The sequence below is a fragment of the Luteimonas padinae genome (genome assembly GCF_014652935.1).
GTDB lineage: Bacteria > Pseudomonadota > Gammaproteobacteria > Xanthomonadales > Xanthomonadaceae > Luteimonas > Luteimonas padinae.
Window position 1 is genome coordinate 154484 of the sequence record NZ_BMZT01000004.1, and the last position, 24503, is coordinate 178986.

At 70.7% G+C, this 24503-nt stretch carries 23 protein-coding genes; 6 read left to right on the top strand and 17 right to left on the bottom strand.

Annotated elements, in window-relative coordinates; translation table 11 throughout:
* The first annotated feature begins 2 nt into the window (after nucleotides 1-2).
* Together IE168_RS05935 and IE168_RS05940 are read left to right on the top strand one after the other, a co-directional pair.
* Entirely contained in the window at nucleotides 3-1664 is a 1662-nt protein-coding gene (locus tag IE168_RS05935; RefSeq protein WP_189496187.1) for a site-specific DNA-methyltransferase, read from the top strand.
* The gene (locus tag IE168_RS05940) at nucleotides 1661-4330 is read left to right on the top strand and encodes a DEAD/DEAH box helicase (protein ID WP_189496189.1); all 2670 of its coding nucleotides are present in this window, start codon (nucleotides 1661-1663) and stop codon (nucleotides 4328-4330) included. Before IE168_RS05935 ends, IE168_RS05940 begins: the two co-directional genes overlap by 4 nt.
* A gap of 55 nt (nucleotides 4331-4385) precedes the next feature.
* On the opposite strand, the gene IE168_RS05945 is transcribed toward IE168_RS05940, so the two are convergent.
* The 11 genes from IE168_RS05945 to IE168_RS05995 all read right to left on the bottom strand — a co-directional run bounded on the left by IE168_RS05945 (nucleotide 4386) and on the right by IE168_RS05995 (nucleotide 14946).
* Nucleotides 4386-4820 (bottom strand): hypothetical protein, encoded by a 435-nt coding sequence (locus IE168_RS05945; protein WP_189496190.1) that lies wholly within the window; start codon nucleotides 4818-4820, stop codon nucleotides 4386-4388.
* Nucleotides 4821-4938: 118 nt separating this feature from the next.
* Nucleotides 4939-6333, bottom strand: coding sequence for an ATP-dependent protease ATPase subunit HslU (gene hslU, locus IE168_RS05950; protein WP_229823161.1), 1395 nt, complete (start codon nucleotides 6331-6333; stop codon nucleotides 4939-4941).
* Nucleotides 6334-6335: 2 nt separating this feature from the next.
* Nucleotides 6336-6887 (bottom strand): ATP-dependent protease subunit HslV, encoded by a 552-nt coding sequence (gene hslV, locus IE168_RS05955; RefSeq protein WP_189496192.1) that lies wholly within the window; start codon nucleotides 6885-6887, stop codon nucleotides 6336-6338.
* A gap of 56 nt (nucleotides 6888-6943) precedes the next feature.
* Entirely contained in the window at nucleotides 6944-7891 is a 948-nt protein-coding gene (gene xerC / locus IE168_RS05960; protein ID WP_308430342.1) for a tyrosine recombinase XerC, read from the bottom strand.
* A gap of 17 nt (nucleotides 7892-7908) precedes the next feature.
* Nucleotides 7909-8583, bottom strand: coding sequence for a DUF484 family protein (locus IE168_RS05965; RefSeq protein WP_189496194.1), 675 nt, complete (start codon nucleotides 8581-8583; stop codon nucleotides 7909-7911).
* Nucleotides 8580-9434, bottom strand: a complete 855-nt coding sequence (gene dapF, locus IE168_RS05970) for a diaminopimelate epimerase (RefSeq protein WP_386659158.1) — start codon at nucleotides 9432-9434, stop codon at nucleotides 8580-8582. Before dapF ends, IE168_RS05965 begins: the two co-directional genes overlap by 4 nt.
* Before the next feature lie 4 nt (nucleotides 9435-9438).
* Nucleotides 9439-9741 (bottom strand): LPS translocon maturation chaperone LptM, encoded by a 303-nt coding sequence (gene lptM / locus IE168_RS05975; RefSeq protein WP_189496196.1) that lies wholly within the window; start codon nucleotides 9739-9741, stop codon nucleotides 9439-9441.
* Between the two features lie 9 nt (nucleotides 9742-9750).
* Nucleotides 9751-10200 carry a YbaN family protein gene (locus IE168_RS05980; protein WP_189496198.1) on the bottom strand — a complete coding sequence of 150 codons (450 nt, stop codon included), beginning with the start codon at nucleotides 10198-10200 and terminating at the stop codon, nucleotides 9751-9753.
* A 59-nt stretch (nucleotides 10201-10259) separates the two neighbouring features.
* Complete coding sequence (locus IE168_RS05985; protein WP_189496200.1) at nucleotides 10260-12443, bottom strand: S9 family peptidase; 2184 nt, start codon at nucleotides 12441-12443, stop codon at nucleotides 10260-10262.
* 57 nt (nucleotides 12444-12500) lie between these two features.
* Nucleotides 12501-14618, bottom strand: a complete 2118-nt coding sequence (locus IE168_RS05990; protein WP_189496202.1) for a prolyl oligopeptidase family serine peptidase — start codon at nucleotides 14616-14618, stop codon at nucleotides 12501-12503.
* 106 nt (nucleotides 14619-14724) lie between these two features.
* Nucleotides 14725-14946, bottom strand: coding sequence for a hypothetical protein (locus IE168_RS05995; RefSeq protein WP_189496204.1), 222 nt, complete (start codon nucleotides 14944-14946; stop codon nucleotides 14725-14727).
* 137 nt (nucleotides 14947-15083) lie between these two features.
* Here IE168_RS05995 and IE168_RS06000 point away from each other — a divergent pair, with 137 nt between their 5' ends.
* Nucleotides 15084-15710, top strand: coding sequence for a lipocalin family protein (locus IE168_RS06000; protein ID WP_189496206.1), 627 nt, complete (start codon nucleotides 15084-15086; stop codon nucleotides 15708-15710).
* A 15-nt stretch (nucleotides 15711-15725) separates the two neighbouring features.
* On the opposite strand, the gene IE168_RS06005 is transcribed toward IE168_RS06000, so the two are convergent.
* Complete coding sequence (locus tag IE168_RS06005) at nucleotides 15726-16694, bottom strand: helix-turn-helix transcriptional regulator (protein WP_189496208.1); 969 nt, start codon at nucleotides 16692-16694, stop codon at nucleotides 15726-15728.
* A gap of 7 nt (nucleotides 16695-16701) precedes the next feature.
* On the bottom strand, nucleotides 16702-18090 hold the full coding sequence (locus IE168_RS06010) for an FAD/NAD(P)-binding protein (RefSeq protein ID WP_189496210.1): 1389 nt from the start codon (nucleotides 18088-18090) through the stop codon (nucleotides 16702-16704).
* 98 nt (nucleotides 18091-18188) lie between these two features.
* On the opposite strand from IE168_RS06010, the gene IE168_RS06015 reads away from it, so the two are divergent.
* From IE168_RS06015 to IE168_RS06025, 3 genes are all read left to right on the top strand, one after another.
* Nucleotides 18189-19958, top strand: a complete 1770-nt coding sequence (locus IE168_RS06015; protein WP_189496212.1) for an SLC13 family permease — start codon at nucleotides 18189-18191, stop codon at nucleotides 19956-19958.
* Nucleotides 19955-20182, top strand: a complete 228-nt coding sequence (locus IE168_RS06020) for a hypothetical protein (RefSeq protein WP_189496214.1) — start codon at nucleotides 19955-19957, stop codon at nucleotides 20180-20182. Before IE168_RS06015 ends, IE168_RS06020 begins: the two co-directional genes overlap by 4 nt.
* Before the next feature lie 628 nt (nucleotides 20183-20810).
* A complete protein-coding gene (locus IE168_RS06025; protein WP_189496216.1) occupies nucleotides 20811-20948 on the top strand; it encodes a hypothetical protein in 138 nt (45 codons plus the stop codon).
* Between the two features lie 115 nt (nucleotides 20949-21063).
* On the opposite strand, the gene hemC is transcribed toward IE168_RS06025, so the two are convergent.
* From hemC to IE168_RS06045, 4 genes are read right to left on the bottom strand one after another with little or no spacing between them, the layout of a single operon-like run.
* On the bottom strand, nucleotides 21064-21987 hold the full coding sequence (gene hemC / locus IE168_RS06030) for a hydroxymethylbilane synthase (RefSeq protein WP_189496218.1): 924 nt from the start codon (nucleotides 21985-21987) through the stop codon (nucleotides 21064-21066).
* Between the two features lie 24 nt (nucleotides 21988-22011).
* Nucleotides 22012-22743 (bottom strand): LytR/AlgR family response regulator transcription factor, encoded by a 732-nt coding sequence (locus tag IE168_RS06035; RefSeq protein ID WP_189496220.1) that lies wholly within the window; start codon nucleotides 22741-22743, stop codon nucleotides 22012-22014.
* Nucleotides 22740-23801, bottom strand: a complete 1062-nt coding sequence (locus IE168_RS06040; RefSeq protein ID WP_189496222.1) for a sensor histidine kinase — start codon at nucleotides 23799-23801, stop codon at nucleotides 22740-22742. The genes IE168_RS06035 and IE168_RS06040 overlap by 4 nt, the downstream gene beginning before the upstream one ends.
* Before the next feature lie 3 nt (nucleotides 23802-23804).
* Nucleotides 23805-24473 (bottom strand): alpha/beta hydrolase, encoded by a 669-nt coding sequence (locus tag IE168_RS06045; protein WP_189496457.1) that lies wholly within the window; start codon nucleotides 24471-24473, stop codon nucleotides 23805-23807.
* Nucleotides 24474-24503: the final 30 nt, after the last annotated feature.

Genomic DNA, 24503 nt, shown 5'->3' on the forward strand with positions numbered 1-24503 from the left:
AAATGCCGGTCTTGGACTGGATCGGGAAGTCCGCCGTGGTGAAGCACCACCGGGACGTGCCGTACCGGCTCCTGGAGCCGGTGCCAGCGCTGTCGTGCGGTGATCCCGACAGCGGCAACCTGATCGTCCAGGCCGACAACCTGCACGCGCTCAAGGCGCTGCTCCCGCGCTACGCAGGGCAGGTGAAGTGCATCTACATCGACCCGCCGTACAACACTGGCAACGAGGGCTGGGCCTACAACGACAACGTCAACAGCCCGGAGATCCGCCGCTGGCTCGGCGAGGTCGTCGGCAAGGAAGGCGAGACGCTCGACCGGCATGATCGATGGCTCTGCATGATCTATCCGCGGTTGATCCTGCTCAAGCAGTTCCTGCGGGATGACGGGGTGATCTTCGTCTCGATTGACGAGTTCGAGATAGCCGCCCTCGAGCACGTCCTCTCAGAAGTGTTCGGAACGATCAACCGTCTCGGCATCTTCAGCTGGCAGCGCAAGAAGAAGGGAAGCCATCTCGATGCGCATGTAAGGAAGATGTCTGAATTTGTCGTGTGCTACTCGCGCGACAAATCCTCGCTTGAGAGCCTGTATGGCGAAGATGCCTACGCCGAAAAACTGCAGCCCCTCGTAAAGAGGACGAACAAGCCGAAGACACTCCGGTTCGGCGCCGGCAAAGTTGCGACAAAGCTTCCAGACGGCCGGTATGAGGAAGGCTTCAGGGGCAAGGAAGGAACCGGCCTCACCTTCAAGGAGCCATTCGTCGTCAAGGAAGGCATCGTAACCAGCACCATGCTGATCGAAGGTCGCTTCGTATGGACCCAGAGCACCCTGGATGACGAGTTCGCTCGAGGCTCTACCGTTGAACTTTCGAAGAAGTTCGGCCTGAACTCCGGACGACACGATCAAGCCGAGAAAACCAAAACGCCGTCTACGCTCCTGCTGCCGAGTGCAGGCATCGGAACGAATGAGGACGCCAGCCAGGAGTTGGCGAGCATATTCGGCCGCGAGATGGGGAAGGTTTTCCCTTATCCGAAGCCCAGCACGCTCGTTCAGTACCTGATTCGCGCAGCAACCCACAAGGACAAGGAAGCGATCATCCTAGACAGCTTCGCTGGCTCCGGAACTACGGCGCATGCCGTCCTGCAACAGAACATCGATGATGGTGGAAGTCGCCGCTTCATCCTGGTGGAAATGGATGAAGCCATCGCCCGCGACGTCACCTACGAGCGGGTAAAGCGCGTCGCGCAGGGCTATGTCAACGGAAAGGGCGACGATGTCCCCGGCCTCGGCGGCGGCTTCCAGTTCTGCAGGCTCAGCGCGGAGCCGCTCTTCACCGCCGACGGCCAGATCCGCGACGACGTGCGCTTCGCACAGCTGGCGGAGTTCGTCTGGTTCTCGGAAACCGGCACTGGCTTCAAGCCCGGGGCGAAGTCACCGCTGCTCGGCGTGCACCAGGGCCGTGCCATCTACCTGCTCTACAACGGCATCCTCGGCGACAGGTCGGTGGATGGCGGCAACGTGCTGACCGGCCCGGTGCTGGACCTCCTGCCCGCGCACGACGGGCCACGGGTGATCTACGCCGCGGCCTGCCGCCTGGGCGTGCCGCGCCTCAACCGCGAGGACATCATCTTCAGGCAGACGCCGTACGCGCTGGACGTCGCGCCGTGACCGGGTTCGCGCCCAAGCAGTACCAGCAAGGCGCGCTGGACAGCGTGCGGTCCTACTTCGGCCAGTGCCACAACCTCGGCAGCCCCGGCGTCGCCTTCACCGCCACGACGGAAGCATTGTGGGGCAAGGGACTGGCCTACCACCGCATCGATGGCTTCGCGGCCGACATGCCGTACTTCTGCCTGCGCATCCCCACCGGCGGCGGCAAGACCTGGCTGGCGGCCAAATGCGTGGCGCTGGTCAACACCCACCTGCTACGGAGCGAGCACAGCGTGGTGCTGTGGCTGGTGCCGTCCCGGGCAATCCGCGACCAGACCCTGAAGCTGCTGAAGGACCGCGGGTCACCCCTGCACGCCGCACTGGCGGACGCCGGCCCGGTCACGGCGCTCGACCTGGACGAGGCGAAGTCCCTGACCCGCGCCACGCTGGACACCAGCACGGTGGTGATCGTGGCGACGGTGCAGGCCTTCAACCGCGAGGAGAAGGACGGGCTGAAGGTGTACCAGTCCAGCGGCACGCTCATGCAGCACTTCGAGCACCTGGCCGGGCCTCAGCGGGAGAACCTGCTGACCGACGAGGGCGGCGCCGTGCCCTGTTCGCTGGCCAACGTGCTGCGCCTGCGGCGGCCGTTCCTGGTCGTGGACGAAGCGCACAACAACCGTACCGACCTCGCCTTCTCCACACTCGCCGCGTTCAATCCCAGCGGGATCCTGGAACTGACCGCGACGCCGGACACCGAAAAGACGCCGAGCAACGTGCTGCACAGCGTGTCCGCCGTAGAGTTGAAGGCGGAGCAGATGATCAAGCTGCCCATCCTGCTGGAAACCGAGGGCGACTGGCAGAAGTGCCTGGCGTATGCCGCCGACAGGCGCGAACAGCTGCAGGCGGCGGCGGACGCCGAGCGGCGCACAGGCGCCCCTGCACTGCGACCGCTGGTGCTGGTGCAGGCGCAGGCCCGCAGCAAGGACCGGGACACCCTGCACTGGGAGCGCGTACTGGCGGAGTTGACCGGCAACCAGGGCCTTGGTACCGAACACGTCGCCGTGGCGACGGGCGAACGCAACGACCTGCCCGACATCGAGAAGAAGTATCCGCGCGGCATCGCCGACGAGGCCTGCCCTGTGCGCTTCATCATCACCCAGCAGGCGCTGGCCGAAGGCTGGGACTGCCCGTCCGCCTACATCCTGGCCAGCCTGGCGGGCACGCAGTCGGAAACCGCCGTGGAGCAGCTGCTGGGCCGCGTGCTGCGCCAGCCCGAGGCCAAGGCACGTGCGACGCAGGCGCTGAACCAGTCCTATGCCTACGTGATGTCGTCGGACTTCACCGCCACCGCGAGCGCGTTGCGCGATCGCTTGGTGGCGGGGGCCGGCTTCGAGCAAAAGGCGGTGGAGGAGTTCGTGCGTGCCGGCAGGCAGGAGCAGGCCCGCTTCGACCTGAGCTCACGCCCCGGGCGCATCGTGGTGCAGCCGGTGGTGGTGCCGCTCGCCGATGCCCCGCAGCTGCGGCAGCTGCCCAGACCGCTGCAGGGCAAGGTGGAGTGGAACCGGAAAACGAAGGAACTCACCATCCGCCAGCCGCTGACCGAGGAGGAATCCGGCCAGCTCGCGGCCACGGCCGCCACCGAGACGGAGCGCGCGGCCATCGTCCAGGCGGGCGAGATCAGCCGCACGAGTGCTGTCGAAGTGCGGCTCAGTCCCGCCGAACGCGGTGAGACCCTGTCCGTCCCGGGGATCGGCCTGTGGACACAGGGCGAGCTGCAGCTCTTCGACGATGCGGAAGTGCTGGACTACCCCTTCGACCTGTCCGGCTACGACGCACACCCCACGCAGGACGACCTGCAGTCGCTGGGAATCGCCGACCGGGTGGCCAGCCGCGGCGCGATCGACGTGACCGACGAAGGCCGGGTGAAGTTCGGCTTCATCGCCGAGCTGCAGCGCGACCTGGGGTTTTCGTACCGGCCGGAGCACTGGGACGAGGTGAAGCTTTCCGCCTGGCTCTGCCGCAACCTGCCGGACGTCGGCATCACCCATGCGTCGAAGTGGGCCTTCGTGCAGAAGTGGCTGCGGACGCTGCTGCGGGAGCCCGGCTGCGACCTGGCGCGCGCGAATCGGCAGAAATTCCTGTTGCGTGGCCTGCTCGAGTCCCGCATCCGCGCGCTGCGCAAGGACGCGGTGAGGCAGGCGTTCCAGCACGTCCTGTTCGGCGACGGCCGCCGCGAGCGGGTCAAGGTCGGCGGCGAATTCCAGATCGCCTTCGACCCGCAGGCGTATGCACCGAATGCGGACTACGACGGCGACTACGACTTCCGCCACCACTACTACGGCCGCATCGGCGCCTTCGACAGCAGGGAAGAATTCGAATGCGCCTGCTGGCTGGACCAGCAGGCGGCGCGGGGACGCATGAGGTTCTGGGTGCGCAACCTGGTCAACAAACCCGGTGCGTCGTTCTTCCTGCAGAAGGCCGATGGACGGTTCTACCCCGACTTCATCTGCATGCTGCCGGAGGGCGAGATCCTCGTCGTCGAATACAAGGGCGGCCAGGGCTGGACGGACGCACAGGACGACCGCGACATCGGCGGCCTGTGGGCGGAGCTGAGCAACGGCCGATGCCGGTTCGTGATGGTGCGTGACCGCCAGTGGCGGCAGATCGAGGATGCCTTGGGCTGATCGCGCGCTGGAGGTTCCAGTTCTGGTGCGAAGCTCGATCCGCGACGGGCCGCCCTCAGCGCGCCTCGATCGTGAACGCCCCGAACGCCACGCCCAGGTCCACGCCCTCGCCCGTTCCGGCCAGGGCCAGCGACACCTCGCCCTTGGTCATCACCTGGGCCTTGCTGGACTTCACCACGCCGGCGTGGGCTTCGGCCGTTGCGTAGGTGCCAAGCACTTCACTGATCGAGCGCACCCCGGAGAACTCGCCGCGGCCGCCGCGGATCTCGGACTTGCCCACGGTCAGGCCGCCGCCCTTGGCGCTGATGCTCACGGCCATGGCCTGGCCGTTGTCGCAGCTGACGCGGCCGGTGCCCGAGGCGGTCTTGTAGAACGCCGACCAGCCGGCCATGTCGAAGTCGAGGCGGCAGGAGACATCGCGGGCGGCGGCGGGCGCGGCCGCCAGCAGCAGCGGAAGGGCGACGCCAGAGACCAGGACGGATCGAAGCATGGTGGGCCTCGCAGGAATGACAGGGGCCGCCAGTCTGCCAGCCATCGTTCGCCGGAGCCGATCCGCCTGCTTAACGCCAGGGGCCTTCCCTTGCGGAGAAAGGCCCCCGGCGCCGGACTCAGAGGATGTACCGGCTCAGATCCTGGTCCTGCACCAGCCCACCCAGCTGGGCGTCGACGTAGGCGCGATCGATGGCCACCTGCCCGCCGCGGTCCGGCGCCTCGAAGCTCAGGCTGTCCAGCAGCCGTTCCAGCACCGTGTGCAGGCGGCGGGCGCCGATGTTCTCCTGGCGCTCGTTGACGTCGGCGGCAATCTCGGCGAGCCGGTCGATGGCGTCGTCGGTGAACGCCAGGTCCAGGCCTTCGGTCTTCATCAGCTCGACGTACTGCTTCGTCAGCGCAGCCTTCGGTTCGGTCAGGATGCGCACGAAGTCGTCCTTGCTCAGCGCGGTCAGCTCGACGCGGATCGGGAAACGGCCCTGCATCTCCGGGATCAGGTCGCTGGGCTTGGCCAGGTGGAAGGCGCCGGAGGCGATGAACAGGATGTGGTCGGTCTTCACCGGGCCGTACTTGGTGCTGACGGTCGAGCCTTCGACCAGCGGCAGCAGGTCGCGCTGCACGCCTTCGCGGCTGACGTCGGCGCCCATGCCTTCGCTGCGCTTGGCGACCTTGTCGATCTCGTCGATGAAGACGATGCCGTGCTGTTCGCAGGCCTCGATCGCGGCGGCGCGCACTTCGTCCTCGTTGACCAGCTTGCCGGCTTCTTCCTCGATCAGCAGCGGGCGCGCGGCGCGGATCGCCAGGCTGCGCTTCTGGGTGCGGCCGCTGCCGAGGTTGGCGAACATCTGCCGCAGCTGCTGGCCCATCTCCTCCATGCCCGGCGGGGTCATGATGTCGACGCCGCCGCCGGCGCTGAGGTCTAGCTCGATCTCGCGCTCGTCGAGTTCGCCGGCGCGCAGCTGGCGGCGCAGTTTCTGGCGGGTCTCCGATTCACGCGACGACGGCTCGGCGCCGATGTCGACGGTGGTGCTGCCCTGCCCGCCCGCAGCGCCGAAGCCGAACGGTGCCTGCGGCTGCTCGCGCTTCGGCAGCAGGGCGTCGAGGATGCGGTCCTCGGCGCGCTCCTCGGCTTGGGTGCGCATCTTCTGCTTGGCCTGCTCGCGGTAGAGCTTGACCGCGGTGTCGGCGAGGTCGCGGATGATCTGCTCGACGTCCTTGCCGACGTAGCCGACCTCGGTGAAGCGGGTGGCTTCCACCTTCACGAAAGGCGCATTGGCCAGCGTGGCGAGCCGCCGCGCGATCTCGGTCTTGCCGACGCCGGTGGGGCCGATCATCAGGATGTTCTTCGGCATCACCTCGTTGCGCAGCTCGTCGCCGAGCTGGGCGCGGCGCCAGCGGTTGCGCAGCGCGATCGCGACCGCGCGCTTGGCCTCCTGCTGGCCGACGATGTGGCGGTCGAGCTCCTGCACGATTTCGCGCGGGGTCATGCTGGCGTGGGAGGTATCGATCTTCATGGTCAAAGCTCTTCGACGACGACGTTGCGGTTGGTGTAGATGCAGACGTCGCCGGCGATGTTGAGCGCCTCGAGGGCGATCGTACGCGCGTCCATCTGCGTATGCGCGAGCAGCGCGCGCGCGGCCGACAGCGCGAAGGGACCGCCGGAGCCGATCGCGATCAGCCCGTCTTCGGGCTCGATCACGTCGCCGGTACCGCTGATGATCAGCGAGGTCTCGCGGTCGGCCACCGCCAGCAGCGCCTCGAGCTTTCCGAAGCGGCGCTCGGTGCGCCAGTCCTTGGCGAGCTCCACCGCGGCGCGGGTGAGCTGGCCGTGCTTTTCGAGCTTCGACTCGAACAGTTCGAACAGGGTGAAGGCGTCGGCGGCGGCGCCGGCAAAGCCGGCGAGGATCTGGCCATCCTTGCCAAGCCGACGCACCTTGCGCGCGTTGGCCTTCATCACCGTGTTGCCGAGGGTCACCTGGCCGTCGCCGGCAATGGCGACGCGGCCCTCGCGGCGCACCGAGACGATGGTGGTGGCGTGGAAGACGTGGGGGTTCTGGCTGGGGTCCATGCGGCCTCCGGGGGCTGAACCCCAGACGTGGGGACAGCCCGCGGGGGCTTCAAGCGCTATTTCCGCCGCTTCGCCCGCGGGTGCGCGTCGTCGTACACCTTCGCCAGGTGCTGGAAGTCCAGGTGGGTGTAGATCTGGGTGGTGGCGATGTCGGCATGCCCCAGCAGTTCCTGCACGCCGCGCAGGTCGCCGGACGACTCCAGCACGTGGCTGGCGAAGGAGTGTCGCAACATGTGCGGGTGCACGTGCTTGAACAGGCCCTGGCGCTGGCCCAGGGCGCGCAGGCGCAGCTGGATCGCACGCGCGGTGATCGGTGCGCCGCCACGGCCGGGGAAGACGGGGGCCTCGGGTCCGGGCACGGCTCCGGGAGCGCCACCGGCGGCCGGTTCGGCGCGCCATTCCGCCAGTGCCCGGCAGGCGTGCGATCCCACCGGCACGGTGCGCTGCCGGCTGCCCTTGCCCAGCACTGTCACCAGGCCCTGCTCCAGGTCCAGGTCGCGCCAGCGCAGCAGGCGCAGTTCCGACAGGCGCAGGCCGGAGGAATAGAACAGCTCGAGCAGGGCGCGGTCGCGCAGGCCCAGCGGCGCGTCGGTGGGGACTTCGACCAGCGCCACGGCCTCGTCCACGTCCAGCACCTGCGGCAGCTTGCGCGGCACCTGCGGCGCACGCACGCCGGATGCAGGATTGGCGACGACGCGGCCGTGCTTCAGCAGCCACTGGAAGAAGCTGCGGCAGCCGGACAGCCGGCGCTGCAGGCTCTTGGGCGAGAGGCCGCGGCGGTGTTCGGCGGCGACGAAGGCGCGGACCGCGGCGCTGTCCAGGGCGAGCAGGTCGTCATGTCCCTGGGCGGTGGCCCACTGCGCAAGCGCGGCCAGGTCGCGCCGGTAGGCGTCGAGGGTGTGCGCCGACATGCGGCGCTCGACCTCGAGGTGCGAGAGGTAGTCGGCCACCGCCGGATGCAGGCCGGCCGTGGCCGCGCCTTCCGCACCCGCCGTGGCCGCCACGCCGCGCGTCCGGAGGCTCAGTCGCGATGGCGCAGCAGCGCCACCGCGAAGGCCTCGCCCATCATGCGCAGGAACAGCGTGCCCATGCCGGGATAGAAGCGGTTGGGGTCGCGGCTGCCGACGGCGACCAGGCCGACGCCGGCGATCGGCAGCAGCGCGGTGGACGCCACCTCGTCCACGCGCGCGGCGTACAGCAGCGCCTGCTTGTCCGGATGCAGGCGGCCGCACAGCGGTTCGCCCTCGCGGATGCAGTCGGCGAAGGGCTGCAGGCGGCGGTCGTCGCGCGCGATGACCTGCAGCCACTCCTCGTCGGCCAAGCCCGGAAGCTCATCGAACAGCACCACCCGCACCAGGTCGCCGTTGAAGTCCTCGGCCAGGGTCGCGACCATCGCGCGCACCACGCCCGCCGCGCTGCCCGGACGCATCAGCGCCAGCGTCAACTGGTGCGTGCGCACGGCCAGGCGCTCGTTCTCCTGGGAAACCGCGTACAGGTCCTGCAGCCGGCGCGACAGCTCGCGATTCTTGTCGCGCAGCACTTCCAGCTGGTAGCTGGCCAGCGACGCGGCCGGACCGTCCTCGCGCGGGACCACCATGCTGATGGCCAGGTCCGGGAACTGCTTCAGGAAGTCGGGGTGGCGGCGCAGCCAGGCCGCGACCTCGTGGGCGCCGAGCTTCTCGACGATGTCGTTCATGCGTTGAATTCCCCTTCGTAGACGAATGCCGCCGGCCCCGCCATGCGCAGGATGCCGTCGGTGCCTTGCTGGATGCGGAGCGTGCCGCCGGGCAGTTCGACATCGACGCCCGTGGCGGCATCGACGCGCCCGCGCCGCGCAAGCACGGCCACCGCCGCGCAGGCGCCGCTGCCACAGGCCAGCGTTTCGCCGACGCCGCGCTCATGCACGCGCAAGCGGACGTGGCCGGCGTCGAGCACCTGGGCGAAGCCGGCGTTGCACTGCTGCGGGAAGGCCGGATGCTGCTGCAGCGCCGCGCCAAGCTCGGCCACCGGCGCGGCGTCGACATCGTCGACCTCGAGCACCGCGTGCGGATTGCCCATCGACACCGCGCCAAGCGGCCACGTGCGGCCATCGATCGCGATGGCGTAGGCGTCGGCCTCGCGGTCGAAGCCGGCCAGCGGGATCGCGGCCGGCGCGAACGCGGGCGCGCCTATCGCGACCTCGAAACCGCCGTCGTCGAGCTGGCGCACGCGGTGGCTGGCCAGCGGGCTGTCGAGGACGAAGTCACCCGATGCCGCGCCGTCGCGCACCAGCCAGGCGGCGACGCAGCGCGCGCCATTGCCGCACTGCTGCGAGGGCGAGCCGTCGGCGTTCCAGATGCCATAGGACGCCACCGCATCGGCGCTGCGCGGCGCCGCGATGGTCAGGATCTGGTCGCAGCCGACGCCGCGGTGCCGGTCGGCAAGCAGGCGGCACAACGCCGCGTCCGGCGGCGGCATGCCGCCGCGCAGGTCGAGCACCACGAAGTCGTTGCCGGCGCCGTGCATCTTGCTGAAGCGCAGCCCGGCCGGGGCGGCCGCGGCGTCCACGGGATCAGGCGCCGCCATCACCATCGTCGACGGGCGCCGCCTGATCGTCGCCTTCACCATCGACGTCGGCTTCGGGCAGCGGTTCGGCACCGTCGGCGTCGTCGCGCGCGGGGTCGTCGGACACGGGATCGACGGCGTCATCCTGCGCGTCCGCATCGGTGCCGGTGCCGGCGTCGTCCACCTGCTCGTCCGGCCACTCCTCGTCGTCCGGCGCCGGCGGCGGGAGCAAGGGCCCCTTGTTGCCGCAGGCGGACAGCGCGAGCGCGGAGGACAGCAGGACGAGGGGCAGCAGGGCGCGGGTGTTCATGGCCGCAGTCTAGCGCGGCGGCGGTTCCGGCCGCATCCACAGCCATGCGCCCACCACCACCATGCAGGCGATCGGCATCGCCACCGCCCACCAGCGCTGGTAGCCCGTCCACCAGGCCGTGGCCAGCAGCAGCGCCGCGGACGCCAGCATCGCACCGCTGGCCAGCCACTTCGACCGGCGCGTGACCGCCCCATGCTCGTGCCAGTCGCGGATCATCGTCCCGAACCTCGGATGCGCCAGCAGCCAGGCATGCAGGCGCTCGGAGCCCTGCGCCGCGGCCCAGGCCGACAGCAGGATGAAGGGCACCGTCGGCAGCCCCGGCAGCACCACGCCGAGCAGGCCGAGGCCGAGCGCGGCGTACGCCAGCAGCCACCAGGCCCAGCGGAAGCGCCCGGCGCGCGCGCCGGGACGCGCGCTGCTGGACGGTGCCGACGGCGGCCGCGGCTTCGTCGCGTGCATGCGGGATTCCGGTTCCATCCCGCCATCATGCCTTTTGTGGGGCGGGAGCTGCCTCGGCCTCAGTCGGCGGGCGCGTCGCCGGCGCCCACGCCGAGCTGGTCGAGCATGAAGGCGTACATCTCGGCCAGTTCGCGGTAGCGGCGGAAGCGCCCGGATTTGCCGCCGTGGCCGGCGTCCATGTTGGTGCGGAACAGCACCGGCGCACCCGAGGTGTTCAGGTCGCGCAGCCGCGCCACGTACTTCGCCGGTTCCCAGTACTGCACCTGCGAATCCCACAGGCCGGTGCCGATGAACATCGCCGGGTAGGCCTTCGCTTCCAGGTTGTCGTAGGGCGAGTAGGTGACCATGTAGTCGTAGTCGGCCTTGCGCTCGGGGTTGCCCCACTCGTCGTACTCGTTGGTGGTCAGCGGGATGCTGCGGTCGAGCATGGTGGTCACCACGTCCACGAACGGCACCTGCGACAGGATCAGGCGGTACTTCTCCGGCGCCATGTTCGAGATCGCGCCCATCAGCAGGCCGCCGGCGCTGCCGCCGTAAGCTGCGACGCGATCCTTCGCCGCCCAGCCCTCGGCCACCAGGTGGTCGGTGACGTCGATGAAGTCGGTGAAGGTGTTGACCTTGTTGCGCAGCTTGCCGTCGTCGTACCACTTGCGGCCCATCTCCTGGCCACCGCGGATGTGGGCGATGGCGTAGACCATGCCGCGGTCGAGCAGGCTGGTGGTGGTCAGGCTGTAGCCGGGGTCCATCGACATGCCGTAGCTGCCGTAGGCGTACTGCAGCAGCGCCGCGGTGCCATCCTTCCTGAAGCCCTTGCGGTACACCAGCGACACCGGGATGCGGGTGCCGTCGCGGGCGGTGGCCCAGGTGCGCTCGGTGGCGTACTTCGAGGGGTCGTAGCCGATCACCGGCTGCTGCTTGAGCAGGCGGCGCTCGCCGGTGGCGACGTTGAGCTCGTAGGTGGTACCCGGCGTGGTCATCGAGGTGTATCCGTAGCGCAGCCACTCGGTGTCCGGCTCGGCGTTGACCGACAGGCCCATCGAGTACGCGGGCTCGTCGGCGGCCACGTACTCCTCGCTGCCGTCGGCCTTGAGCAGGCGGATGCGTTCGAGCGCGTTCGAGCGCTCGGCGAGCGCGGTGAACCCCTTGAACAGTTCGAAGCCTTCCAGCAGCACATCGTCGCGGTGCGCGACCACGTCGGTCCACTCCGCGCGCGAGGTGGACGCGGTCGGTGCCGTGACCAGGCGGTAGTTCGGCGCCTTGTTGCCGGCGGCGTCCGGGGCGTTGGTGAGGATCACCCAGCGGCCGTCGAAGTGATCGGCGTCGTATTCGACGTCGCGCTCGCGCGGCGCCAGCACGGTGAAGTCACCCGGATTCGCGGCCGGCGTGCAGCGCAGCTCGCTCGATACCGTGCTCTCGACGCCGATGCAGATGAAGCGGTCGTCGCGGGTGCGCGACAGGCCGATGTAGAAGCTGTCGTCCTTCTCTTCGTACACCAGCACGTCGTCGGCCACCGGCGTGCCCAGCACGTGCTTCTTCACGCGCACGGTCAGCAGCGTCTCCGGGTCGTTCTCGACGTAGAACAGCGTACGGTTGTCGTCGGCCCAGACCATGTCCGCGGACAGGCCGGGGATCGCCTCCGGATACACTTCGCCGGTCTCGAGGTTGCGGAAGCGGATCGTGTACTGGCGGCGACCGACGCTGTCGTCGGCCCAGGCCAGGATGCGGTTGTCGGGGCTGGTCTCGTACACGCCGACCGAGAAGTAGTCCTTGCCCTCGGCCATGGCGTTGACGTCGAGCAGCACCTGCTCGGCGGCGAAATCCCCGGCTTCGTTCAGGCGCATGACTTCCGCCGCGCCCAGGCCTTCGGCGTCCTTGCGGCGCGCGTGCACCGGATAGTCCTTGCCGGTCTCGTAGCGCGAGTAGTACCACCAGCCGTTGTCGCGGAACGGCACGCTGGCGTCGTCCTGCTTGATGCGGGCGACGAACTCGTCGTACAGGCGGTCCTCGACCGGCTTGAGCGGCGCCACCACCGCGTCCACGTAGGCGTTCTCGGCTTCAAGGTAGGCCAGCATGGCCTTGTCCTCGCGCTTGTCGTCGCGCAGCCAGTAGTACTCGTCCTGGCGCACGGCGCCGTGCGGAGCGCGGACTTCGCGCGCGCGCTTCTCGACGTCGGGCGGCGTGGGCGTGGCGGCGTGGCTGGTGGCGGTCATGAGCAGCAGGCTGGCGATGGCAAGGGTTTTCATGGATGGGGTCCCCGTGGTTGCAATGCAACGGGGCGCCCTGAGGCGCCCCGTCGGTCCTTATTCGGCGTCGCGGCCGAGATGCTGCCAGAGGAACGTCAGGTACAGCGCGTCCATGTGCGCCGCCTGGCGGTTGTTGGCCGCACCGCCGTGGCCGCCCTCGATGTTCTCGTAGTAGCGCACGTCCTTGCCGGCCGCGGTCATCAGCGCGTGCATCTTGCGGGCGTGGCCGGGGTGGACGCGGTCGTCGCGGGTCGAGGTCAGGATCAGGGTCGGCGGGTAGTCCTTGGCCGCGTCGAACAGGTGGTAGGGCGAGAACTTCTGGATGAAGGCCCACTCCTCCGGCTTGTCCGGGTTGCCGTACTCGGCCATCCACGAGGCGCCGGCCAGCAGCTTGTGGTAGCGCTGCATGTCCAGCAGCGGCACCTGGATCACCACGGCGCCGAACAGCTCCGGGTACTGCGTCAGCATGTTGCCAGTGAGGAGCCCACCGTTGCTGCCGCCGCGGATGCCGAGGTGCTTGGGCGAGGTGATCTTGCGGTCGATCAGGTCCTGCGCCACCGCGGCGAAATCCTCGTAGGCCTTGTGGCGGTTGGCCTTGAGCGCGGCCTGGTGCCAGCGCGGGCCGTACTCGCCGCCGCCGCGGATGTTGGCCACCGCATAGGTGCCGCCCTTCTCCAGCCAGCCCTTGCCGACGCCGCCGGAATAGCCCGGCACCATCGGGATCTCGAAGCCGCCATAGCCGTACAGGAGCGTCGGATTGCCGCCGTCGAACGCCATGTCCTTCGGGCGCACCAGGAAGTAGGGCACGCGGGTGCCGTCCTTCGAGGCGACGAAGTGCTGCTCCACTTCGTGCGTCGAGGCGTCGAAGAACGCCGGTTGCGTCTTCAGCACTTCCGGCGCGGCCGCGCCGGGCGCGGCGCTGGCCAGCATCAGCGTGGTCGGCGTCAGGTAGTCGGTGACCGTCATCCACAGCGCGTCGGATTCGTCGCTGTCCACCGCGCTGGCGCTGACGGTGCCGAATTCCGGCACGCCCGCGAGCTCGCTGCGCGTCCAGCCGCCGGCGCCGGGCGTGAGCACGCTGATGCGGTTCTTGACGTCGTCGAGCACGTTGAGCACGAGGTGGTTCTGCGTGAACGAACTGCCGGCCAGCGAGGTGGTGTCGGTGGGCTCGAACAGCACCTCGAACTCGCGCTTGCCGGCCATGAAGTCGTCGAACTTCGCCACCAGCAGCGAACCGGCCTTGTACGCCTTGCCGCCGACCTCCCAGGGCTCGCGCAGCTCGACGCCCAGCCACTCGCGGTGCACGGACTTCTGCGCCGAGTTGGGCAGGTCCAGCTTCGCCAGCGAGCCGTCGGCGTTACGCAGGTACAGCTCGTCGTTGTAGAAGGCGAGCGTGCGCATGACGAAGTCGCGCTCGTAGCCGGGCGTGTGGTCGTGCGCCGCGGCGATGTACATGTCGTCGGGCTTGCCCTCGTACACCACCGTGGCCGCCGAGATCGGCGTGCCGCGCGTCCACTGCTTGACGATGCGCGGATAGCCGGAGCTGGTCATCGTGCCGTCGCCGAAGTCGGTATAGGCGTAGACCGTGTCGCGGTCGATCCAGCTCAGCGCGCCCTTGGCTTCGTCGCGGAAGAAGCCGCCGTCGACCCACTGCTTCGTCGACAGGTCGAACTCGCGGGTGACGTCGGCGTCCGCGCCGCCGCGCGACAGCGCGACCAGGCAGCGGGTGTATTCGGGGCGCAGACAGTTGGCGCCGTGCCAGACCCAGTTCTCGCCCTCGGCCTTGTTCAGCGCGTCGAGGTCGAGCACGGTCTCCCACTTCGGCTGCGGCTTGCGGTATTCCTCGAGCGTGGTGCGGCGCCAGATGCCGCGCTCGTGGTTCCGGTCGCGCCAGAAGTTGTAGTACCACTCGCCCTGCTTGTAGACGCCCGGGATCTTGTCGTCGGAGTCGTAGATGGCCAGCAGGTCGGCCTCGAGCGCCTTGAAACCGGGCGTGTCGGCCAGCTCGGCCTCGGCCTTCGCGTTCTGCTCGCGGACCCAGGCGAGCTGCTTCTCGCCCTCCACGTCCTCGAGCCACTGGTAGGGATCGGTCACGGCGGCGTTCTCCTGCGCGTTCACGCCGAAGGCGGCGACGGCAAGCGCTGCGAACAGGCAGGCATGGGGCAGCTTGTGCATTGCGACATGGCTCCGGCGGCTCGGAATGGGCCGGCAACGCTAGCACAGGCCGCCGGCTCCGCCCCCGGGCCGAAGGTCGTGCCCGGGCCGCGCCACTCCGCCGCGCTCAGGAGCCTGCGTGGCGACGGGCTGCCGCCAGTGCCAGCCCGGCCGTGGCCGGCAGGCCCGCCAGCCACAGCGGCAACCAGCCGAACATCGCGCTGGCGGTGCGCGCATCCGGCAGCGAGAGCATGGCCACCGCGGCCAGGAACGCCAGTGCCAGCACCGCGCGGCCGGCCCAGTCCGGCGATGCATGGATGCCCGCGCGGCGCGGCGGAAACGGGGACACGGAGTGTCTGCGTGCTGTCATGATGGCGCTCCAATGATGTGGACCCCAGCCTGCCGACGCCCCATCTCACGGACTGCGATCCCGTTGACGCCTCCTTCGCCGTGCCGCTGGCAGGCTGCGGCGCTCCGAACCCGCCCATGACCCGGACCTTGCCCGCCATCGCCCGATTCCACGCCCTGCGCCCGCTCTGCCTGCTGGCCGCCTGCCTGGTCCTGGCGGGCTGCGCCGCGTTCGGGGGCGACCGCCGCGACGACGCACGCATCGACCGCCGCGACGCCATGCCGTCGCTCGATGCCCTGACCGGCGACTGGTACGTGGCCGCGCGCGTGCCCTGGTTCGGCGAACGCGGGCGCGTCGCCACGCGCATCACCTTCCGCCTCGACGGCGACGCGAGGATCGACATCCAGCGCTACTGGCGCGACGGGTTCTCCGAGCCGCTGGAATCCGACACCACGACCGCGCGGCGGGCCGGCCCGGACGATCGCGTCTGGAAGGTCCGCGCCTGGCGCGTCCTGCCCACGCGGCTGCGCGTGCTCGAAGCGGCCGTGGACGGCAGCTGGATGCTGCTGGATGCGGACGAGCGCGACCATGCCTGGATCCTCACCCGCGCGCAGGTGGTCACCGACGAGGCCTACCTGGAGCTCGAGCGTCGCATCCGCGGCCACGGCGTCAACACCGACCGGCTGCGCCGCGTGCCGCAGGTGCCCGAACAGGAAGGCCGACTCGGCTTCGAGCCGGCCGCGGTGCCCACGCCCGGCCGCTGAGCCGCGGGCGCGCCCTCAGCCCTCGTACTTCGACAGTGCCAGCGACAGCAGCGTGCGCGCCTGTTCGCGCAGCGACTGCGGCGCGGTGATCTCGGCGTCGCTGCCGTAGTGCAGCACGTCCATCAGCAGCTCGCGCGGCGCGCTGTAGGGCACCTTCAGCTCGTAGCGGCCATCGGCCAGGTAGCGGCCCTGCTGCTGCGAGTGCCAGTGCTCGTCGGCCACCCAGCGCGCGGCCTTGGCGCTGAAGACGATGGTGGCCACGCCCTTGGGCGTGCCGGAGAAGATGCCGTAGCCGCCGCCGAGGTGGCGGTCGAGCTCGGACTCGTCGACATCGATGGCGGCCTCGTCGAGTCCGCGCGCCTGCGCGATCCGGTCCACCGAGAAGCTGCGCAGGCCCTCGCGCTCGTGGTCCCAGGCATCCAGGTACCAGTTGTCGCGGTAGTGGGTGATGCGCTGCGGCGACACCGTGCGTCGGGTCTTCTCGTCGGTGGAGCGCGCGCGGTAGTCGAAGGCCAGGCGCTTGCGGCCAAGCACCGCGGAACACACGCTGCGGAACACGTGCTCGTCCAGGCGCCGGGTGCGGTGCGGGATCACGCGCACGCGCTCCACCGGCCAGGCGTCGCCGCTGGAGTGCTCGCTCAGAAGCTTCTCGATCCGCGACTGCAGCGGCGCCAGCGCCGACGACAGCACCCCGCCGCCGCTGCGCGACAGCAGCTGCTGCGCGGCCAGCAGCGCGTGCAGCTCTTCCGAGCTCAGCCACAGGCCGGGCAGTTCGAAGCGGCCGCTGTCCTCGGTGTCGTAGCGGATGCCCGACTCGCCGTCGCCGACGATCGGCGCCATCAGGCCGTCGCGCAGGAAGGCGACGTCGCGGTACACGGTGGCGCGCGAACAGCCGAGCTCGTCCTGAAGCCTGGCCACCGTCACCGGGTAGCGCGAGGAGCTGAGGATGCGGTGCAGCGAGAGGATGCGCTCGTATCGGTCCATGGCCGGATTATGGCCCCAGATGGGCGCGCACGGCGTCGGCCACGCGCCGCGCCTGGCCGCGCAGCTCCGGCATCGCGATGGTCTCCCAAAGGTCGCCGATGCGCAGCGTGCCGAGCGTCCACACGCCCGGCACCGGGACGCCATCGGCATCCAGCGGCACGCCCTCGCCGACCGTGGCCGCGCCCATGCGGTGCGGGCCGGGCCGCAGCAGCCCGCGCGCGCACAGCCGGGCGGCCAGGCCGCTGCCGCCGTCGATCCGCTTGTCCATGCCGAGGGCGTTGACCACGACATCGGTGTCGAAGCGCCGCACGGCATCGCCGCCGCGCGGCCGCCAGGCGATCGCGGTCCGCGCGCCGGGTTCGATGGACACCAGGTGGCCCGCGAGTCGCTCGAGCTGGCCGGCCGCCGTGGCGGCGTCCAGCTGCGCCGCGACCTCCGGCGCGATCCGGTGGCGATGCACGTCCCAGTGCCGCACCAAGTGGCGCAGGAAGCGGGCCTGCGCGTGCGTATCCAGGCTCGTCCACAGCGCCTGACCGTGCGGCCGCAGCGCATCCAGCGCCCCCTGCCAGGGCCGGCCCGCCGCTTCCTCGCTGGCGGCCAGCGCGCGCACCGCGCGGGTCCGCGCGCCGAGGTCCATCGCCAGCAGCCCGGCGATGTCGATCGCCGCCGCAGCCGCCGGCGCCGCGTGCGGCAGCGGCACCAGGCCGCGCCGCGACAGCGAGACGATGCGCCCGCGGTGGCCGCTGGCGCGCAGCGTCAGGACCACGTCGACCATGCTCAGCCCGGCGCCCAGGATGCAGACATCGGCGTCCGGCGCGATCGCGGCGACCGCCGGATAGTCCCAGGCATCGACCGCTGCGACCGCCGCCGCAGCGGGATCGAGCGGCAGCCGCGCCGCGCGGTTGCCCACCGCCAGCACCACCGCCCTCGCCTGCAGGCGCGCGCCCGAGGCCAGCTCGACCTCGAAACCGTCCGCGGCCGGCGCCACGTCCACCGCGGTTCCGGCCACCCGCTGCACGCGCTCGCGCCCCGGCGCCGCGTCCAGGATCGCGGCGAGGTAGCGGGCATAGACCCTGCGCGGCGCGAAGCGCTGGCCGGGCTCGGCGGGATCCTCTCCGGCGCGCCCATCGTCGGCGCGCTCCGGCAGGGTGCGCAGGAACCGGACGAAATCGCCGGGGCTGTCGTCGAACGCGCTCATCCCGGCGGCGCGCACGTTGAGCAGGTGCTCCCCGCGCCGCGTGGCGTAGGCCACGCCCTCCCCGACCACCGGCGACGACTCCACCAGCGCCACCGACGGCGGCGCATCGCCGCGCGCGAGATGGGCGGAGACGAGCGTGCCGCTGGCGCCGCCGCCGATGACGACGACGTCGAAACGGGAAGGAACTGGACTGGACACGCGATCCCCAGGCAGGGCCGGAAAGCGGCCAGTATCCCATCGGCGCGCGCGGCGCATCCACATCCGTCGCGGCCGCTGCGCTACGCTGCGCATCGCCCATGACCCCAGACATGCTGCTTACTTTCCTCGTGCTCGCCGGCGCCGTGGCGCTGTTCGTCAGCGAAAAGATGCCGCCCGAAGTGGTGGCGATGCTGACGCTGGCCGCCCTGCTCACCCTGCGCCTGGTCAGCACCGAGGAGGCGCTGTCGGGCTTCAGCAGCCCCGCCACCGTGACCGTGGCCGCGATGTTCGTGCTCAGTGCGGGCCTGCAGCACAGCGGCTCGCTCAACCGGCTGGGCGAAGCCATCGCGCGCATCCGCTGGGGCTGGTTGCTGGCGCTGGTGATGATGCTGCTGACCGCGGCGGTCTCGGCCTTCATCAACAACACCGCCGCGGTGGCGGTGTTCCTGCCGCTGATCATCGCCGCCGCGGTGGCCAACAACCTGCCGCCGTCGAAGTTCCTGATCCCGCTGTCGTACGCAGCGCAGTTCGGCGGCGTCTGCACCCTGATCGGCACCTCGACCAACCTGCTGGTCGATTCGATGGCGCGGCAGGCGGGGCATGACGGCTTCACCATCTTCGAATTCAGCCGGCTGGGCCTCGTCTTCGTGGTCGCCGGCACGCTGTACCTGATGTTCGCGCGGCGCTTCCTGCTGCCCGACCTGGGCGTGCCGCAGCGGGCCGACAGCGGCCACGCCGGGCGCTACGTGGTCGAACTCGTGGTGCCCGACAGGTCGGGCGCCATCGGCAAGCGCGGCGCCGAGCTGCTGCCGCATGACATCGGCGACGTGGTCCTGCTGGAGATCATCCGCGCGCGCAGCGTGCTGCCCTCACCGCGCGGCACCGACATCGAGGCCGGCGACCGCCTGCTGGTGCGTGGCAGCTGGCCCGACATCGAGGCGGCGCGACGCAAGCTCAGGCTCGCACACGACCACGTCGCCACCGACCTCGAGGACGATGTCGAGGACGGCCGGGTGTACGCCGAAGCCATGGTCGCGCCGGGCTCGCACCTGGTCGGGCTTTCGCTGGCCGATGTCCGCTTCGCCCACGTCTACCGGGCGCGCGTCCAGGGCCTGCACCGCCACCGCCTTTCGATCCGGCAGCCGCTCGACCAGGTGCCGCTGGCCGTGGGCGACGTGCTGCTGCTGGACGCGCCGGAAAGTGCGCTCGACCTGATGCGCGCCGACCCCGGGCTGGTGGTCATGGGCGAACGCGAACAGACGCGCACCTCGATCCGCCGCTCGCTGCTCGCGCTGGGCATCCTGACCGCGGTGGTGGCGGTGGCGGCCACCGGGCTGATGAGCATCGTCGCCTCGGCGATCATCGGCTGCTGCATGCTCCTGCTGCTGCGCGTGCTCAAGCCCGAGGAGGCCTATGCCGCCATCGACTGGCGCGTGGTGCTGCTGCTGGCCGGCGTGCTGCCGCTGGGCATCGCGCTGCAGAACAGCGGTGCCGCGGCGCTGATCGCGGACTTCTCCATCGGGATGGTCGGCGGCCTGGGGCCGGTGGCGACGCTGGCGGTGATCTACGTCATGACGTCGCTCCTGACCGAGATCATGAGCAACAACGCCTCCGCCGCGCTGGTGGTGCCGATCGCGATCGCCACCGCGGAGTCGCTGGGCCTGGACAGCAAGCCCTTCCTGGTGGCGGTGGCCTTCTCGGCATCGACCAGCTTCGCCACGCCGATCAGCTACCAGACCAACACCATGGTCTATGCCGCGGGCGGCTACCGCTTCCGCGACTTCGTGAAGGTGGGGCTGCCGCTCAACCTCATCTTCATCGTGCTGGCGATCGTGCTGATCCCGCGCCATTTCCCCTTCCACGCATGAAGGCGCTCCACCGGATCGTCGGCGTGTTGATGGTCGTGGGCGGCTGCGCCGGCGCGATCGCCTGCGCGTGGGCGCTGGTCGATCCGTCGATCATGGCGGCGCCGACTCCGCTGGGCGCCTTCGAACCGCCATCGCCGCGCTGGCGGGCCGCGCTGGGACTGGTGGTGTCGATCGGCCTGGTACTGTTCGGCAGCGGCCGGCTCCGCCACCGGGAGCTGCCATGAGCGGGCGCGCGGCCGGTTCCTGAACCGGACCACCGCGCCGCCTTGGAACGGTCGCGCCGGGCGCGGATAATGCCGGTGTAACCGTTTACACCGGAGTCCGACGCCATGCTTGCGGCCCTCTGGCTGGCCCTTGCCGCACCGCCCGTGTTCATCGCGCCCTTGCCGGACTCCCCCGGCGAGCCGGCGGCGGTCGCGCTGGCGGCGGGCCGGGCCGACCTGCGCCGCCCCTGCTACCGGCTCGTGTGCGAGGACGCTTCCTGGCAGGCGCCGAACCGGTTCACCCGCATCGAGCAGGCCAGGGTGCCCGGCAGCATCGACCCGCTGGCGAAAATCCGCATGCCGGTGCTCGCGGCGCGCCGCTATCCGCTGTACTCGCCGGCCTCGCGCCGCGACTGGCGCGTCACCCACGGCAGCCATTCGCGCTTCACCGCCGGCTTCGGCTACGAAGCGGTGCGCACGCCCGACACCAACGTACGCCTCGAGTTCGGCACCGGCTACCGCCTGCAGCCCTACGCCGACTACGGCACGGCCATGGAGGGCCCGATCGCCCGCGGCAGGCTGGAGCTGCGGCAGAACATCGCCGACCGCGCGCTGCTCACCCGGGAAGTTCAACACCACCACCCGCCAGGTGATCGGCCTGCACCTGGAGCTGCTGCCGCAGTGGACGCTGCAGTCGAACTTCGAACTGCGCCACGACAGCGCCGGCAACGGCGGCAGCGGCGCGACGGACACCGAAAGTTCGCTCAACCTGCGCTACCGCTTCTAGCCCGCCGCGCAAGCGGCTGCAGGAGCAGCTGTAGGAGCGGCTACAGCCGCGACCACGACCGCCATCGCCTCCACCCGCTTTTCCGCCGCGAAACCGGTCGCGGCTATAGCCGCTCCTACAGAGTGCCGGGCGCGGGGAGGAATTCGCCGGCGCCGGCGGCCAGCAGCTTGGCCGCCACGTCGCGACCGAGGACATCCGGCGCCGACGCCGGGCCCGCCGCCTCCGCCCGCACCGCACGGCCATCGCTCGCCGACCCCACCAGCCCCTGCAGGTGCAGCGCATCGCCGTCCAGCCGCGCGAACGCCGCCACCGGCACGTGGCAGCTGCCGTGCAGCGCGAGGTTCAGCGCGCGCTCGGCGCCCGCGCTGGTGCGCGTGGGCGCGTGGTCGAGCGCGCGGCACAGGCCCATCACCGCGGCATCGTCGCCGCGGCATTCGATCGCGATCACGCCCTGCGCCGGCGCCGGCAGCCAGCCCGGCGCATCCAGCCGCGCACGGATGCGGGCGTCGAGCCCGAGCCGCTGCAGCCCCGCGCAGGCGAGGATGATCGCGTCGTACTCGCCGGCATCGATCTTCGCCAGGCGCGTGTTGACGTTGCCGCGCAGGTCGCGGATCTCCAGGTCCGGCCGCAGCGCGCGCAGCTGCGCCTGGCGCCGCAGCGACGAGGTGCCGACGCAGGCGCCCGGCGGCAGCGCCTCGAAGCTGGCGAACTGGTTGCTGATGAAGGCGTCGGCGTGGTCGGCGCGTTCGAGGAACGCCGGCAGCGCGAACGGCGCATCGACCTCCATCGGCACGTCCTTGAGCGAATGCACCGCGCAGTCGGCCTCGCCGCGCAGCATCGCCAGCTCCAGCTCCTTCAGGAACAGGCCCTTGCCGCCGATCGCAGACAGCGAGCGGTCGAGCACCTCGTCGCCGCGCGTGGACATGGGCACCAGCACGACCTCGAGGCCAGGATGCGCGGCGCGGAGCAGGTCGGCGACGTGTTCGCTCTGCCAGAGGGCGAGCGGGCTCTTGCGGGTGGCGATGCGGAGGGTGGTCATGCGGGGATTATCCCCGACCCGCGGTCAAAACTGCCGCAGCACCTCGCGCAGAGGCGCCACGCAGCGCCGGCTGACCTCCAGCGGCTCCCGCCCGTGGCGCAGGATCGCGTGCACGTGCCCTTCCGGATCACGGCGCAGCTCCACCAGTTCGTGCCGGGCCACCAGGCAGTTGCGGTGGATGCGCAGGAAGCGGTCACCGAACTCCTCCTCCAGCGACTTCAGCGACTCCTCGATCAGGTCCTCGCCGCGGGCGTGGTGCACCACCACGTACTTCTCCTCGGCCTGCAGGTAGTGGATGTCCTCGATCGGGATCAGGCGCAGGCTGCCGCGCAGGCGCGCGCACAGGTGCGTGCGGCGCTTGCCGTCGCCGGCATCGGCTCGGCCGCGTTCCAGCCCGGCGGTGAAGGTGCGCACGCGCTCGAGCGCGGCCTGCAGGCGCTCGGCGCGCACCGGCTTCACCAGGTAGTCGACCGCGGCGGCGTCGAAGGCCGACAGCGCGTGCGCGTCGTAGGCAGTGCAGAACACCACCGCCGGGCGCGGTTCGAAGGCCGCCAGGTGGCGCGCGGCCTCGAGGCCGTCGATGCCGGGCATGGCGATGTCGAGCAGCACCAGGTCGGGTTCGTGTTCGGCGCAGGCCTGCAGGGCGGTGCGGCCGTCTCCGGCCTCGGCCACCACCACGATGTCGGCATGGGCCGCGAGCAGGCTGCGCAGGCGCTCGCGGGCCAGCGGTTCGTCGTCGGCGATGACCACCTTCATGCGGTCCTCCTTCCGCTCCCCAGCGGCAGCTCGAGCTCGCAGGCATAGTAGCCCGCGTCCCAGCCGCAGGCCATGCGCGCACGCGGCCCGAAGGCGTAGCCGATGCGGTGGGCGATGCTGCGCTGCGCATGGCCCGCGCCGTGCACGCCCCGCGCGCCCGGGGACTCCGGCGGCAGCGACGGATTGCGCACGCCGAGCCGCAGGAGCTCGCCATCCGCCTCGAGGATGATCTCCACCGTCCCGCCTTCGGGGAGCCGCGAAATGCCGTGCAGCACCGCGTTCTCCAGCAGCGGCTGCAGCACCAGCCGCGGCATCGGCAGGTCCCAGGGCAGCGGCTCGTGGCGGCGCCACTGCACGCGCAGGCGCTCGCCCAGGCGCAGCTGCTCGATGCCCAGGTAGTGCTCGGACAGCCGCACTTCCTCGGCGAGCGAGGAGTCGTCCTCGCCCGCGCCGAGCGCGGCGCGGAACAGGTCCGACAGGTCCAGCACCGCGCGCTCGGCCACGTCCGGATCCCGGCGCAGCAGGCTGGCGATCATGTTCATGCTGTTGAACAGGAAGTGCGGGCGGATCCGCGCCTGCAGGGCATCGGCCTCGGCGCGCGCATGCGCGGCCAGCTGCGCCTGCCAGCGGTCGATGACGTAGAAGTAGCGCAAGGCCAGCGCGGTGATCAGCGTGACCACGCCGGCCGACCCGGTCACGAAGCGCATGGCCGACGGCCACTCGCCGGCATCCCCCACGCTCGCGAACAGCGCATGCACGATCGCCGCGACCGCCGCCGCCACGGCCGCGGCCAGCGCCACCGCGAGCAGCGCGCCGGTGCGCCGCGGCAGCCGCGACAGGGCGCGGCGCGACACGCACAGCAGCACCGACACCGAGAGCGCCATCCACAGCGCGAAGCCGCTGGTCGACAGCATGCGCGGCAGGTCCCAGTGCGAGCCGGCGTCCGGCACCAGTACCACGACGATGACCACCAGCTGGGCGATGCCGAGCATCGCCGCCAGCCGCGGCAGCCGGCACAGGTCCGGCAGCCAGGGCTCGTCGGCGCGCCGTTCGCCCATCGCTCAGCCCGCGTCGAAGCGCTTCGCCAGCCAGTCGCCGAGGTCGCGGATCTCCTCGGCGCAGACCGAGTGCGGCATCGGGTAGGCATGCCACTCGACCTCGAAGCCGAGCTCGCGCAGCAGCGCCGCACTCTGCTGGCCGGCCTGGAACGGGACCACGGGGTCCTGGCTGCCGTGGGCCATGAACACCGGCTGCCGCTCGGCACCCACCGCCAGCGCCGCGCGCGCCTTCGGCGCCGCGGGGACGTAGGTCGACAGCGCGACGAGGCCGCCCAGCGGATCGGCGCTGCGCAGGCCGGCCGCCAGCGTGACCGCGCCGCCCTGCGAGAAGCCGGCGAGGATGATCCGCGAGCGCGGCACTCCGCGCTCCACTTCGCGCGCGACCAGGGCTTCGACCTGCTCCACCGACTGGCTGACGCCGGACTCGTCGGCGCGGTTGGCCAGGTCGATGTCGACGATGTCGTACCAGGCGCGCATCGGCACGCCGTTGTTGATCGTCACCGGGCGCACCGGCGCATGCGGGAACACGAAGCGCAACGCCGGCCAGCCGCGGCGCAGCAGTTCGGGGACGATCGGCACGAAGTCGTGGCCGTCGGCGCCCAGGCCGTGCAGCCAGAGGATGCTCCAGGACGGCTGGGGACCCGTCTCGCGCTCGATGCATTCCAGCAGCATGGCAACCTCGTGGACCGGGCGCGCCATTAT